General features: G+C 58.1%; 10 protein-coding genes. 6 read left to right on the top strand and 4 right to left on the bottom strand.

The window, feature by feature from the left end; translation table 11 throughout:
• The first annotated feature begins 12 nt into the window (after window positions 1–12).
• Window positions 13–3,609 (top strand): magnesium-translocating P-type ATPase, encoded by a 3,597-nt coding sequence (mgtA, locus tag CAF87_RS13135; protein WP_085732248.1) that lies wholly within the window; start codon window positions 13–15, stop codon window positions 3,607–3,609.
• 324 nt (window positions 3,610–3,933) lie between these two features.
• Here the strand turns inward: mgtA and CAF87_RS13130 are convergent, their stop codons facing one another.
• Window positions 3,934–4,500 carry a phosphoribosyltransferase family protein gene (locus CAF87_RS13130; protein WP_085731775.1) on the bottom strand — a complete coding sequence of 189 codons (567 nt, stop codon included), beginning with the start codon at window positions 4,498–4,500 and terminating at the stop codon, window positions 3,934–3,936.
• 435 nt (window positions 4,501–4,935) lie between these two features.
• On the opposite strand from CAF87_RS13130, the gene CAF87_RS13125 reads away from it, so the two are divergent.
• Window positions 4,936–5,640: a phosphoribosyltransferase gene (locus CAF87_RS13125; RefSeq protein ID WP_085732247.1), complete on the top strand. Its 705-nt coding sequence runs from the start codon at window positions 4,936–4,938 to the stop codon at window positions 5,638–5,640.
• Window positions 5,633–6,310, top strand: a complete 678-nt coding sequence (locus CAF87_RS13120) for a dienelactone hydrolase family protein (RefSeq protein ID WP_085731774.1) — start codon at window positions 5,633–5,635, stop codon at window positions 6,308–6,310. Before CAF87_RS13125 ends, CAF87_RS13120 begins: the two co-directional genes overlap by 8 nt.
• A gap of 91 nt (window positions 6,311–6,401) precedes the next feature.
• On the opposite strand, the gene CAF87_RS13115 is transcribed toward CAF87_RS13120, so the two are convergent.
• Window positions 6,402–6,881, bottom strand: a complete 480-nt coding sequence (locus CAF87_RS13115) for a GNAT family N-acetyltransferase (protein WP_085731773.1) — start codon at window positions 6,879–6,881, stop codon at window positions 6,402–6,404.
• A gap of 218 nt (window positions 6,882–7,099) precedes the next feature.
• Window positions 7,100–7,747 carry a BON domain-containing protein gene (locus tag CAF87_RS13110; RefSeq protein ID WP_085732246.1) on the bottom strand — a complete coding sequence of 216 codons (648 nt, stop codon included), beginning with the start codon at window positions 7,745–7,747 and terminating at the stop codon, window positions 7,100–7,102.
• Between the two features lie 296 nt (window positions 7,748–8,043).
• Here CAF87_RS13110 and CAF87_RS13105 point away from each other — a divergent pair, with 296 nt between their 5' ends.
• Entirely contained in the window at window positions 8,044–10,326 is a 2,283-nt protein-coding gene (locus tag CAF87_RS13105; RefSeq protein WP_085731772.1) for a heavy metal translocating P-type ATPase, read from the top strand.
• A 47-nt stretch (window positions 10,327–10,373) separates the two neighbouring features.
• On the opposite strand, the gene CAF87_RS13100 is transcribed toward CAF87_RS13105, so the two are convergent.
• Window positions 10,374–12,053 (bottom strand): HAD-IIB family hydrolase, encoded by a 1,680-nt coding sequence (locus CAF87_RS13100; RefSeq protein WP_085731771.1) that lies wholly within the window; start codon window positions 12,051–12,053, stop codon window positions 10,374–10,376.
• A gap of 466 nt (window positions 12,054–12,519) precedes the next feature.
• Here CAF87_RS13100 and CAF87_RS13095 point away from each other — a divergent pair, with 466 nt between their 5' ends.
• Both CAF87_RS13095 and polX read left to right on the top strand, forming a co-directional pair.
• The gene (locus CAF87_RS13095) at window positions 12,520–12,981 is read left to right on the top strand and encodes a hypothetical protein (RefSeq protein WP_085731770.1); all 462 of its coding nucleotides are present in this window, start codon (window positions 12,520–12,522) and stop codon (window positions 12,979–12,981) included.
• 274 nt (window positions 12,982–13,255) lie between these two features.
• Window positions 13,256–15,004, top strand: a complete 1,749-nt coding sequence (gene polX / locus CAF87_RS13090; RefSeq protein ID WP_256576011.1) for a DNA polymerase/3'-5' exonuclease PolX — start codon at window positions 13,256–13,258, stop codon at window positions 15,002–15,004.
• Window positions 15,005–15,008 lie beyond the last annotated feature (4 nt).

Below are 15,008 nucleotides of genomic sequence, written 5' to 3'. Positions count from 1 at the left end.
CAGGGTCACGGCATGCCTTTAAAACCGCCCGTTTCAGAGATCAACCGGCGGCCTGCACTGGAACGTGACCGGCATTACAGCCGGTCAGCTCTGTGGCTGACCTGGCTGCTGGGCGCCGCGATGTTTGCGACGGTGGTAGGTGTTGCTCTGCACTTTACCGATGTCGAATCCTTCAGCCGCTTGCTGACGCAGGCGCAGCCGCAATGGCTGATCCTGGCCTTCGTTCTGCAGGCCCTGACATACGTTGCCCAAGGCCAGGTGTTTCGCGTAGTACTCAAGGCCGGGGGGCAGGACCTGTCCCTGTGGGTCGCGGGCAAGCTCAGCGTGATGAAGCTGTTTGTCGACCAGGCGCTGCCATCCTCCGGGATCAGCGGGGCGTTCGCAGTCGTTGCTTCGTTTGTTCGTCTGGGCTTTGTCAGGCCGGTGGTGCTGGCGTGTCTGGTACTGGATCTGTCGGGCTATTTTCTGGCCTATGCCTTGTCAGTGGGCCTGGCGTTGCCGGTGATCATTCTTCAGGGGCATGGCACGACGGCCGTGCTGACCACCTGCGTGATCTTCGTCGCATTCAGCCTGCTGCTGGCGGTTGTCACTCCGGGGCTGTCGGGTAATGCACAACTGGCGACGCATGTGCCGGGCCAACGGTTGGCGATCGTTGCCAGAAGCCTCGCCTTGCTGACAGGCGCTGACCGGCGCCTGGTACGCAGCCATTTTCTGCTGTTGCGCATCACGTTGCTGGAACTGGCAATCATCCTTCTCGACAGTACAACCCTGTGGGTTCTAGTGCGCTCGCTGGGTGTTTCGGCACCGCCCCTGGGCCTGTTTGCCGGCTTCATGCTCGCAAGCGTCTTGCGCAGTATCGGCATTGTGCCCGGTGGCCTCGGCGCGTTCGAGGCGGCTGCCGTCGTCACGATGCACTGGGTCGGCATCGACTTGGCAGTGGCGCTCTCCGCGACTTTGCTGTTTCGTGGCCTGACGTTCTGGTTGCCGATGCTTCCCGGCCTTTGGTTGGCCCATCGGGAATGGCACTCCACCGCGCACGGGCGCGACCCTGCGGCAACCGCGGATTACTGGAGCCCGGCCATCAGTCAATTGTTCAATACCTTGCACAGTGGGCCTGCAGGGTTGAGTCACGCTCAGGCCAGGGCACGACGGCGTCGAGCACCCACCCAAATCAAGGATCGACCCAAAGGACTGGGCAGGCTGGTACTGGAGCAGATGCGCACACCGCTGGTATTGATTCTGATCGCCGGCGCCGGTATTGCCGTGTGGGTGGGGGACTGGCTGGATGCGGTAATCGTCGGGTGCATTGTGCTGATCAGCGCAGTGCTCAGCGCGTGGTACGAGAACCGTGCCAGCCATGCGGTAGAGCAATTGCGCAGCAAGATTGCCTTGCGCGCGACCGTGCGGCGAGAGGGACACTTGCTGGATGTCGCCGCCAGCGATGTGGTGCCCGGGGATATTCTGGTGCTCAGCGCCGGCAGCCTGATCGCTGCCGACGGTCGTATTCTGCAGGCACTCGATTGTTTCATCGGCGAGAGCCTGCTGACTGGCGAAACCTACCCGGTGGAGAAAGCGCCGGGGGAGTGCGCCCCGGACGCCACCCTCGCGCAGCGTCACAACTGTGTGTTCATGGGCACCTCGGTGCGCAGCGGTTCGGCCGAAGTCCTGGTGACCCGCTATGGCCAGGACAGTGAAATCGGTCATATCGCCAGAACCCTGGCGTTACGCCCTCCGGAAACGGAGTTCGAGCGAGGCCTTCGGCACTTTGGCGGTCTGCTGCTGCGCGTGATGCTGGTGATCACCATCGTTGTGTTCGGCATCAACATCCTGCTGCATCGTCCACCCCTCGACACGCTGATGTTTGCGATTGCCCTGTCCATCGGACTGTCGCCGGAACTGTTGCCGGCGATCCTCAGTATCACCCTGGCCAAAGGTGCGCAGCGCATGGCCGGCAAGGGAGTGATCGTGCGTCACCTCAATGCCATCGAAAATCTCGGGACCATCGACATTCTGTGCACCGACAAGACAGGAACCCTGACCCGGGGTGTTGTGGTTCTGGACGCAGCGATGGATGTCGAGGGCATCGCGGCACCGAGCGTTCTGCAACTGGCAGTGCTCAACGCGAGCCTGCAGACCGGCATGCGCAATGCCATGGACGATGCCATCACCCTGGCGGGCAAAGACCTGGCGACGGAAGACGGGGTGCAGAAAATCGATGAAATCCCTTATGACTTCGTGCGCAAGCGTCTGGGTGTGGTGGTCAGCCAGAGAACGCAGGCGCCCCGATTGATGATCACCAAAGGGGCGCTGGACAACGTGTTGCAAGTCTGCACGCAGGTGCGGCGTGGAGACCAGAGCAAGGCACTGGACGCCGCTGAACGGGCACTGATCGCGCAACGCTTCGGCGAGTGGAGCGAGCAGGGCTTCCGCGTCCTGGGACTGGCCACGCGCGAGCTGCCGGAACAGACGCACTATGGCCGCGAGGATGAGCAAGACATGAGCTTTCGCGGTTTCCTGTTGTTCTTTGATCCGCCGGAACCGGGAGTCACGGAAACCATCGCCACCCTCGACAGGCTCGGCGTGCAGGTGAAAATCATCAGCGGCGACAACCAACTGGTGGTGCGGCATGTCGGCAGGGCTGTCGGCCTGCCTGTGGAGCGCATCATTACCGGTGCCGAGCTGGCGACGATGAAGGACGAGGCGCTGATGCACCTGGCAGCGCGCACGACCCTGTTCGCCGAAGTCGACCCCAATCAGAAGGAGCGCATCATCCGTGCCCTGCAGAAGACCGGTCATGTGGTCGGGTACATGGGCGACGGAATCAACGATGCCCCGGCGCTGCAAGTGGCGGACATCGGGATCTCCGTGGACAACGCTGCCGACGTGGCCAAGCAGGCGGCCGACTTTGTGTTGCTGCAGCACGATCTGGACGTGCTGCGCGAGGGCATCGAAGAGGGGCGGCACACGTTTGCCAACACCTTGAAGTACATTTCCATCGTCTCCAGCGCCAACTTCGGCAACATGATCAGCATGGCCCTCGCGTCGCTGGCGCTGCCCTTTCTGCCGTTGCTCGCCAAGCAGATCCTGCTCAACAACTTCTTGTCGGATATTCCCTCCATGGGCATCGCCAGCGATAACGTTGACCGGGAATGGCAAAGAACCCCGCATCGTTGGGACATCAATCAGATCCGCAATTTCATGGTGGTCTTCGGGCTGGTGAGCTCGTTGTTCGACATCATGACGTTCGTGGCTTTGTACCTGCTGTCGCAGATGGTGCCCGAGGTTTTTCGCAGTGGCTGGTTCGTGGAGTCGCTGCTGACCCAGCTGCTGACGATTTTCATTGTGCGCACCTACAAACCGTTCTATCGCAGTCGACCGGCGACACTACTGATGGTCAGTGCCCTTGCGGTGGGGCTGCTGGCGATCGGGCTGCCGTACAGCCCGATTGCCGCTTCGCTGGGGTTGGCGCCTTTGCCGTTGCCGATCCTGGCATCGGTGCTGGCGATCAGTCTGCGGTACACGGTGTGTGCCGAAGGCGCGAAGCGTGTGTTTTATCACCGCCAACGATCAGCACAACGCTGCACGGTAGGCGGCGCGGTCATCGGCTGACCTCTGCAGATTGAAGCTCGTGAGCACCGCCGCGTTTGATATTTATCAAGCGCCGGACCTGCGTGCGGCGCACGCTGGCGTGACGGGGAACCAGCCTCGTAAAGGCCTCTTCGTTCGAACCTCCTGTTGTTGGTCATCAATCCGGTGCTGCGCAATTCCCCGGCGATTACCCATGCCGGAGCGCTGGCCAGGGTCAGTGGGGCGGCATTGCACATCGTCGTCCTCATGAAGTCGTTGGACATTGTGGCGGAGTTCCGCTTGCGTATGAGGTGGCTATGGCCTTGGGTGTGCGCCTCTACCCGCCAGCGCTTGACGTCATCGGCGTCAGCGAGCGGCACCGTGGCGCACGACCTCTATGCAAAAGTCTGGCTCGAAGGGCGGCACATTGCATTCGACAATGTCCGAAGCGGCAACTTGCAGGTGCACGCCAACAATGTCGGCCCGGATCGGCTGCTGGCAGATGTGTCGGTCGACCAATACGGCGGTGTAGACCCGACGAGCTCCCAGTTGTGCCAGATAAGCGCAGGTACGCAGCAGCGAATGGCCTTCGAACAAAACATCATCAACGACCAGTAAGGTGGTATTGGCGAGATCGAGTTTGGCCAGCAGAGGGTTTTCGGTCAGTTGTGTGAGGGCATGCAGCACTTGCAGGTCGTCGGCATAACGCTTGACCTCAAGTGGATAAAGAGGAAGTTCCGGTTGGCCGGTCTGGCGTGCAATGTGCTCGCGCAATCGTTGGGCCAGTGGCTCACCCCGGCGCTTGATACCAATCAGGGCGGCGGGCGCCGGTGGCAGCAGGCTGGCAGCCTGGCGTGCCATCGTCTGCAGCACGTCATCGAGTTCATTGCGTTCATACAGGCGCAACCGCTGACTTGCCAATAGGATCGTCATTGCCATCTCCCGTCTGCGAACGATGGGCACGTACGTTTCGCTCAAGGTAGCCCGGTCTGCCTTGGCGCAATTGACATTGATCAATCGCGATTAAATAAACGTCGGTCTATTCAGCCCTCGGCTACTTGTCTGGTCACGCGCGCGGGACGCAGCGGCTTCGAGTGGGTCGCCTGCGATTCGCACAGGCACTTGATAAAAATCAACGCCAAGGCCGCCACCAGGAGGGATTCTGGGTACATGGAAAACGTACCTGTCTGGCGAAGGTGATCATCCTTTACCGCGCAAGATTGTGGCAGCAGTTGATGTTTCCAGTTCCCTGCACAGGACGACGAGCGCAATGTGCGGATCATTCAGCAGGCGTCCAGCCTGGCTATCCAGTGTCAGGCCGAGTTGCATCTGGTGTATGCCTGCGATACTTCTCCCCGGGAGGTTAACTTGATCCACAGTCCCTCATCACAAATTACCTTGCCTAACCGCGCCGAAGCCGGTCGGCGCTTGGTCGAACCTCTGCTCAAATACGCCAACAGGCCTGAGGTGATCATCTTGGCCTTGCCCCGTGGCGGTGTTCCGGTGGCTTATGAAGTCGCCACCGCCCTGCGTGTGCGGCTGGACCTGATGCTGGTACGCAAGCTCGGCGTCCCTTCGCACCCGGAATACGCCATGGGCGCCATAGCCAGTGGCGGTGTACAAATCCTCAATGATGACGCGCTGCGGGCGCACCGGATCGGTCGAGCCAGTTTCGAGGCCGTTGTCGCCCGGGAGGCGCAGGAGCTGTCGCGACGTGAAAAAGCGTATCGGGGAACCCGCCCGCCACCGAAAGTAAAGGGCCAGGTGGTAATCCTGATCGACGACGGCCTGGCCACAGGTTCTTCGATGATGGCTGCGATCCAGGCGGTGAGGATGCAGGCGCCGGAGCGCATCATCGTCGCGGTACCGGTTGCTCCTCGGGAAACAGTCGAGGATTTATCGATGCAAGTGGACGAAGTGATCTGTCCGCTCATTCCTGACTGGATGATGTCGATCGGCTACTGGTATCTGGATTTTCCCCAGACCTCGGACGAAGAAGTCATCGATCTCATGCAACGAGCTTGGGGGCGAAAACTGTCGAGCGTCTGCTGCACGGAACATCGCGATGCCTGAAGCTGAATTTAGATGCCTGGAGCTGCCTGGCGTTGAACTGTCCGCAGATTTGCGTTTGCCGGCAAACGCGCGCGCCCTGGTCATCTTCGTACACGGCAGTGGGAGTGCTCGATTGAGCCCGCGCAATCAATATGTGGCCGATGTATTAGCCCTTCAGGGTTTGGCCTCGCTGCTGTTCGACTTGCTGACGGAACCGGAGCAGCGCCTGGATAATCTTAGCGGGGTCTTGCGCTTCGATATTTCCCTGCTGGCTAGACGGTTGATCGACGTGATCGACTGGGTCGGCCGGGATCGTGAGTTGTGTTCTTTGCCCATTGGTCTGTTCGGCGCCAGTACCGGTGCGGCGACAGCAATGGTGGCTGCCGCCGAGCGAGCGTCGGTGATAAGGGCAGTGGTCAGCCGGGGTGGACGAACCGATCTGGTCGGGCCGGCCCTGACCCGAGTGAAGGCGCCAACGTTGCAGATTGTTGGTGCACAAGATCCTTTGATACTGGGCTTGAATCGCCGGAGCAAACAAATCCTGGGGTGTGAGCAACGGCTGGAAGTCGTGGAACGTGCCACGCATCTTTTTGAAGAGCCTGGCACGCTGGAGGAAGTCGCCAGGCTCGCCGGCGACTGGTTTGAACAGTACCTGCGGACGACAGCAATGTGTGCGTATGAGAGTTCATGAATGTCGTCCTCCGAATGGCTGGCAACTGGTGGCGGCAAGGCGCTCGGGTCATACCAGAAGTTGATGCGCACCCTGAAACCTTGCACAGGCTTTACAGGTACAGGCGATGAATGACCTTATGGGGATCGAAAGGATCGTCGTGGGCTTCAAAACCCAGAAATCTGGCCAGCTCACGCAAGGGCGCATTGCTGGAGGTGCTGACCGAGTACAATTGGTGGACGCCATTGCTGCGGGCAGCGTCGATCAAGTGCTCCAGCAATAACGTTCCCAGACCGAGGCGTTTCCAGGCAGAGGAGATGGTCACGGCGCATTCGCACTGGTATTTCCCCATCGCGGCATAACGACTGGCGCCGATTTCGGTCAAGCGGCCATTCTCGTGGGCCAGAGCGATGCAGGCTTGGGTCTGGCGGGGTTCGTGCTGCTGTCTGAGTAAAAGCGCATGCCGGGACTCAGGCGCCGAATGCCGCACCAGGGCGTATTCACGAACTTGATCTGCTTGCGTGACATACCTGATCAACACCGGGCGACCGTTGCTGAGAACATCAATCCAGGATTTTTCAGGGGCGATCACCTTTCAGCCCTCCATCCGGCGGTCACTTGACGCGAAGATATCCCAAGCGCTCAAGGTCTTTCTACGCTGTTCGCCGTCACCGGACTTGATCTGCATATGGATTCAAGACGCAGGCCCACGTAGGTGCCAATGCATGTCGTGATCACACACGATTCCCCGACTGAGGCGGTGTCGCATGGGATAGCCCCCGATATTCAGGGAATTTCCGGGGCTATGCTTCAGGCGATCAGTAGTTGGTCTTCCACTTTGCTGACGCCCGGCACCGACCATGCTGCTCGTTCGGCGATTTCACGCTCACGCCAGAAGTGCACCCTGCCTTCGAGTTTTACAACACTGCCATCGACCTTGATCCGTATGGCCTTGGCATCAACTTCGGCATTGCGTTTAAGGGCTTCTTCGATACTTCGTTGGATATCGACGGCCTCCACTCTCGGGCGCAGGGTGATCCGGTTATCCACGCCCACAACGCCTGACAATTTGCGCACCGCACTTTCAGCGACTTCTTTCTGATACTGCCAGTCCACCTGGCCTTCCAGGGTTACCCAGCCTTTTTGCACGACGACCTTGATGTCGCCGGCGGGTGTGTCGGAGCGCCACGAGATGATATTGACGGCACGGTTTGCGATGGTGTCATCGTCTGTACCTGCGCCCTTATCCAGCCGAACCTGTATTTCTTCAGCCACGGCACGTACTCCTTTGATCGCCTTGACCGCGCGCTCGGCGCTGATTTTTTGAGCGTAGCTTTTCACGTGGCCGGACAGTGTGACGATGCCATTTTCCACGCTGACGCCAATGTGGGCGGCGTCGATGTTGGGCTGAAAGTCAAGCTCATCCAAAATGGTATTGCGCAAGGTGATGTCGCTCATGATCTTGTCCTCTTCCAGATGACTGAAATGCATGGGCCGACAAAGCCCATGTCTTTTTTTACGCTGCAGCGTTAGAAAGACATTGAGCTAAATCAAAAAGACCACAACTCCCAGGTGCGGAGCTCCGGCAAGAGGCGGGGCTTGTACGGATGTACTCGCCTTGGTTTGTCAGGGAAAAACCATGCGCTGCGGCGTATCCATTGCCGCATCACTCAGGCCAAGGCAAAAGACTTAAGCTTTACCTCGATGGGCGCAAGATGATTGATTGAACATTCGGTTTAGAGGCGTGAAGAGCAATGTTCAGTAAATGGCTGGACCCCATGCTTTTGCTGCTTACAACGCTGGCATTGCTGGCTGGTGTCGTTGCACATAGTGCGCAAGAGAATGATTGGGCATCGTTTTGTTGGGCCGCAGGCAGCTTGACAATGGCATTGGTTCTGCTCGTCGAGATTGCCGGGCGATTGGCTCGAGGTGAGGCAGGAGTGGATTTGATCGCACTGTTGTCGATCAGTGCCGCCCTGTTTTTCGAGCAGGCTTTAGTCGCAGCAGTGATTGCCCTGATGCTGGCCACCGGTCGCACCCTGGAATTCTTTACCCGTCAACGAGCCGAGCGTGAACTACGTGCGCTTATCGATCGGGCACCACGTTTTGCCTGGTTGCAGGAGAAGGGGGGCTTACGCCAGATTCCCGTTGAACAGATTCATCCAGATCAGACATTGCTGGTACGCCTGGGAGAGGTTGTACCGGTCGATGGCCGCTTGCTCAGCCCGGCAGCGATTCTGGACGAGTCGGCACTCAGCGGTGAATCCTTGCCCGTGACCCGACGACAAGGCGAGCAATTGCCCAGCGGAGTCTCAAACGTCGGCGCCCCCATTCTGTTGGTTGCTACGCGAACGGTTGCGCAAAGCACCTACGCTGCCATCGTGCGGCTGGCCGAAGCGGCGCGCAGTTCACGGGCGCCTTTTGTGCGCTTGGCTGACCGCTATGCACTGTTTTTTATCCCGTTGACCTTGTTGATGGCGGCACTGGCCTGGCATCTGAGCGGTGACCCCTTGCGAGCGTTGGCGGTGCTGGTGGTGGCCACGCCTTGTCCTCTGATTCTGGCAGTGCCCATTTCGATCATGTCGGGTATATCCCGAGCCGCGCGGCGCGGAATATTGATCAAGGATGGAGCCACCCTGGAAGCGCTGGCCGGGATCAAACAAGTGTTTTTCGACAAAACCGGAACGCTGACCAGTGGACACGCGCGCCTGCAGTCGATCGAAGTCAATGGACTGGCCGATCCGCAGCAATTGCTTGGCCTGGCGGCCTCGCTAGCACAAGCTTCGACGCATCCCATCTCTCAGGCCATTGTCGAGGCAGCGCAACAGCGCAGGGTGTCCCTCAGCGTGCCAACTGAGGTACAGGAGAGTCCGGGCGAGGGGCTTTGCGGGCTCATCGACGGTAAGCAGGTGCGATTGGGCACACTGTCTTTTGCTCATCAGGACGCTTGCGAAACTGCCTGGGCTGTCGCCATGCTTCGTCACATGGATTATCTGGCCTGTAGCGGAAGCTTTATCGAAGTGGATGGGAAACTGGCGGGGCTGTTGGTTCTCGCGGACACTGTTCGGCGCGAAACTCCACAAACGCTGCGCCGGTTACGCTGCAAGGGGATCGAGAGAATCGTTATGCTCACCGGCGATCGACTGGAAACAGCCGAGATGATCGCAATGTCTGCCGGAATCGACGAGCTGCGCGCGGGTTTGACACCCGAGGATAAAGTGCGGGCCGTGCAGGAGGGCTGTTTGCGCAGCCGCACGCTGATGGTCGGTGACGGTATCAATGATGCACCCGCATTGGCGGCGGCTAACGTTGGTGTGGCAATGGGGGCCTGCGGCGCAACCGCTTCGGCACAAGCTGCGGGTGTCGTTCTGCTGGTCGATCGCCTGGATCGTCTGGTCGAGGCCTTGGACATCGCCCAACGAACTCGTCACATTGCTGTCATCGGTGTGCTGGTCGGCATGGGCCTATCGTTGCTGGCCATGGTCGCGGCGGCACTCGGCTTTCTCGCGCCACTAATCGGCGCTGTGGTGCAGGAGGGCATTGATGTGCTGATTATCCTCAATGCGTTGCGGGCATTGGGGCCACTGTGGGGGCGTCGAAAGGGCATGCTGACTGCAGAACATATTGATCGGCTGCAGGATGAACACCGGCAACTGTCCAGCGTGTTGAGTGACCTGCACCAACTGTCCGCTGACTTCGCCCGGTGCCCGGTTGCACAGGCACGAACCGAACTGCAGGAGCTGGTCGACAAGTTGCAAACCTCATTGGCGCACCACGAGCGTGATGATGAGCAGCTGCTTTACCCGCTTTTAACGCAACGGTTGCCAGGCGAGGACCCGATGTCAGCCATGAGCCACGCCCACCGAGAGATCTTCCGCCTGATCCATTTGCTGGAGCGCATGAGTCGTGATTTCAATGCCGAGCCGGCCAGGGCCGATGCCGACGAAATTCAGCATCAATTGATCAGGCTCGATACCCTGGTGCGACTGCACTTTGACCAAGAGGAAGAGCTGTTCCGTTTCCTTGACGCACGCTGAGCGAACGTTGTGCATACCGGCTGAGCGTCTGACTCCGGCCTGATGATTCAGAGGTGATAGCGTGACTGGATGATGCCCCGGATCTGTTCCATTGCCTTTTTGAGGACCATGCTTTTGTCCATTTCGATAAGGCGTGTCTTATTGGCAAGTACATCGTCCCGGATCACTTTGCGAAACCAATTGGAGAAATCCCCGGCATCGAGATGCTCGCGAAGGGCGGGCTCTTCAATTTGCGTTAAACAGGATAAAAACTCAGTCAGGTTGGCGGCACTCCGGCCAAGAGCAGGAAAGTGGAATGATCGCCATGGACCGACATCTCCCGCGACATACTTGCCACTGTGGCGATGGTGCTTTTGATGCGGCTGCATCTGGTCGATCAGGTATACCTCGTCGTCTTCGTGCAAGCTCCAGAGACAGGCATGCTCGAGGCCTGGCGTTCGCTCTGGAAACCGAGGGGAAGGTCGCTGCATGCGCTTGGCGAATTGCTCGACCAGTTCCCGAGCAGTGCTGCCAAGCGTCACCAGCACGTCGACCCCCTCAAGTAGCGCCGGGCAGACCTGGTCGAAGTCGAGGGCTACGATGATTGCACCGATGTCTCTGAGAAAGCCGGGCGGCCAACTTGAACAGTGGGGAAGCATGTAATGAGCTTCGTCGACGATCAACCAGTAGGGGCGACCTGAAGTGCTGCGCAAATGCTGGAGGAAAGGCAGCAGGTCGCCAAACAACTGCACGCGCGCCGAGAGATCCAGGGCAAGGGCATTGACCACCACATTGAGCTGCGCCTGCAAAAGATAGTGCACAGCATCTTCTGTCGTCGGGGGCGCGGTGAGGCCGCCGATGGTCACCGCGTCTTCCAGTGTGAGGTAGTCGCCCTCTGGATCGATGATGCAGAATCCCTGATGAACCTGGACCATTCTTTCTGTCAGCCAGGTGATGTAACTGGATTTTCCGGCCCCGGAATTGCCAATTACCAACATCACCGATTCTGGAGGCAGCCATAACGGGTGCCCATCGGTGGACTGCCCCAACTGAACCCCGATGCGTTCGACGCCAACCAGTGCGGCATCTTTTTCCAGGAGCATCTCGACCAGCTCGCACACCCCTTGACCATGGTCACGGGTCAGGCATAGGTCAGCGCTGGATTTTATGGAGGCTATGGCATTGCTGACCGCTGCGGCACAGCCGCAGATCGACAGAAAGGAGTGGTCGTTTTCCGCATCGCCCACTCCGACCACGTTCAATTCGCATATGCCTAAATCTCGTAACGCTGCAACAAGGCCGGACGCTTTGTTCACGCCAGGCGGCAGGATCATGATGGCGTCCTTGTTGAAGGTTATCTGCAGTTCAAGACCCAACTCGTGAATGCTACTGATCACTTCATTTTCGAATGGCTGCCAAGTAGCGATGACCGACTGTCCGATCGACAACGGTGAAACCCCTTTGGCGCGCAGGTGACCAACCAGCTCGGTTGAGGCGGGATCTGCAATAAGCTCCTCGGTATCAGTGCTCGGGTCGTACAAGAGCGCGCCATTTTCCGCAACCACCCTGTCAAAAAGATCCAGATGCGGAAAATGATGCTTGAGCGCTTGCAATTCCCGGCCTGAAATCAGCAATAACTTGCGACCGCTTTTTTTTACCTGGCTGAGCGATGCGCAGACCTGGGGAGAAACGCTACCGTTTTCGGCAATGGTCCCATCGTAGTCTACTGCCAGGGCAAGGAAGTGCATGCTCGATCCCTATCAGACTCAATTGAGTGCAGAGGAGGACAACTAGAACGGACTGTCGACCGACTCCACGACTGTATTGAGATGCAACTTATTGGCGCCCACATTGATTTTTATCAATTGTAAGTCGAGCGTTGACAGCCGGTCTTTCGAGGAGCAAGGGGGGCTTGAGAGCGACAAACTCAATCCATTTGCCCCTTGCCCCTTTGAACCAGGGGCCAAACCCACTGGTGAAAACCTGCATGCTGATTGACGTCGGCGCCGCATACGCGTGTAAACACAGTTGTTCAACAGCGTTGCTTTGATTGATCAAACTGCACGGGTTTCTTTTGCCATTAATAATCCGAAGTGCTTAAGCCTACGGATTACGGAACAAGAGTAAGCTGGATGCAGTCAGGTTGATCTAAATCAATGGGCAGCCTGTTACCGGTTCCATGCTCTTGTCACATGCGGAGATTGGCGCCGGGTCATGAACACCAACAAACCAATAGGGATTCACGCGGTGCAAGGCTGGCAGCGGAGCAGGGGAGCCACAGCAGGAAATCTGCGCCGATCGGGCAAAAGGCATTGGAAACGTGACGCAACCCACCTGTTGATAATCTTGCTGCTGTTGCCGGTTGGATATTTCACGGCGTATCACTTTGCTGCCCATACGTTGAGGGAGTTGGTGAACTTTTGTACCGCGCGTTTTGAAGTGGAATTCGAACAAGCCGAAGTAGAGCCTCCGCTCGAAGTTCTGTCGCGATCCTTGTGCGAATGTCAGGCAAAAGCGCTGCTCAAAAAAAACGGAGTTGTGCGACTTGCCTTGGTCGACAGCCACTTACTGGCACCGCAGTCACTTGAGCCAGTAACAGAGCAAGATGCAGAAGTCTGCATCAATGAACTGTGGAAACATGATGCTGAAGGGGCCAGGCGCTTGTCCCTTGAGTGAAAGGCTGCAGTTCTTTGATCATTGACAGGTAGGCAGATCCCCCAACGTCAATTTACAAGCGCTTGCACCATGAAAACCGCCTGGCCTCAACCGGTTATCCGGCCGTCCGACCGTTCATTGGGCGTATCTGATCTACATCAAGGAACGGACATCGGGATCAGCAAAGCTGTCGACATCGATAGCCACAGCAGCGGGATTTTCCATGCCTCGGCCGGACAGAACCTCATGCGAACCATTGGCAACCCTGCCGTCTTCATCGCTCGGCCAGGGCTCAGTGAATGAACAGATTGCCAGGGTTTTCGACGATATTGCCGATTTGCTGGAGTTGGACGATGCCAACCCTTTCCGGATCAGGGCCTATCGTAATGCTTCGCGAACGCTGAGGGCGTTGACAATCGATCTGGCGAAGATCATCGCGCGTGGTGAGCCGTTGCCAAAACTGGCTGGGATCGGTGTCGACCTGGCGGGCAAGATCAACGAAATCGTTACCACCGGCGATTGTGCGTTACTTTCACGGTTGCGGAGCACGTCGCCAAAAGGACTGGCCCAGTTGCTATCTATTGCCGGCTTGGGACCAAAGCGGGTCAGGCACCTCTATCACGATCTTGGCATCGAAACCGTACAACAGTTATGCCTGGCCGCTGAAAGTGGGCGCATTCGCCATCTTCCAGGCTTCGGTGAAAAGTTGGAGGCCCGGTTATTGAGTGCAGCGCAGAAAGGAATCGGCAAAGATCGCCGTGTTCCGCTCGCACATGTCGAGCCATTGGCAGAACGGTTGGCGCGCTATTTGAAGCAGATCTCGGGTGTCGAACAAGCGACCGTGGCCGGAAGCCTGCGACGCATGAGGGACACCGTCGGCGATATAGATATTCTTGTTGCTGCTCGCGTTGATGTCTGCCAGCAATTCATCAAACACCCGGATGTTGCCACTGTGCTGGTTCAAGGACAGACACGTACCAGCGTTCTTCTGAGTTCAGGCATGCAAGTCGATTTACGGGTCGTTGACCCGGCTGTGTATGGGGCGGCCCTGGTGTACTTCACTGGCAGCAAGGCGCATAACATCGCTATTCGCCAAAGAGCACAGAACAAGGGGCTCAAACTCAGTGAGTATGGAGTATTCAAAGGTGGTGAACGGTTAGCCAGTAGCACTGAAACCGATGTTTATCGGGCGCTGGATCTGCCCTGGATAGTGCCTGAGCTTCGCGAAAATCGCGGTGAAGTCGAAGCGGCGCTTGCCAATCGCTTGCCCAGACTGATCGAGTCATGCGATCTCAAAGGTGACTTGCATGCCCATACCTGTGAATCCGATGGCGTCAACAGCCTGGAAGATATGGCGCTCGCCGCGCAGGCAGCGGGGTTGCAATATTTGGCAATCACCGATCATTCCCAGTCCCTCAGGGTAGCCCATGGTCTGGACGGGGACCGGTTACTGCAGCAGATGGACCAGATCGATGCGCTCAATGATCGATTGCAGGGCATAACCTTGCTCAAGGGCGTCGAGGTCGACATCCTCGAAGACGGTAGCCTGGATTTGTCGGACGATATTCTGGGGCGCCTTGATCTGGTGGTGGGTGCTGTCCACAGCCATTTCAATCTGACTCGGCGCCAGCAGACCCGCCGCTTGCTCAGGGCGATAAACCATCGTCATTTCACGATTCTGGCGCACCCGCTGTGTCGGTTGATCAATGAGCGCGACCCCATAAACCTGGATCTCTCAGCCATCATCAAGGCCGCCGCTGAACGAGGTTGCTGTCTGGAACTCAATTCGCAACCGCAACGCATGGACCTGTCCGATCTGCAATGCCAATACGTCAAGGATCAGGGGGGGATGGTCAGCATCAATTCGGATGCGCATCAAGTAGCTGATTTCTCCCATTTGCGTTTTGGGGTCGCACAGGCACGTCGAGCCTGGCTGGAATCCCATAACGTTTTAAACACAATGTCACTACCAGCGCTCAAGTCGTTTTTGAGCGGGGGCGGGGGCTGGCAAACAGAAAGGGATCAAAGCTTAAGTCAGCCGTAGACAA

The organism is Pseudomonas sp. R38(2017) (genome assembly GCF_002112395.1).
Lineage (GTDB): Bacteria > Pseudomonadota > Gammaproteobacteria > Pseudomonadales > Pseudomonadaceae > Aquipseudomonas.
Note: the sequence above shows the minus strand (reverse complement) of the source record. Positions and strands in the feature narration are given on the sequence as shown.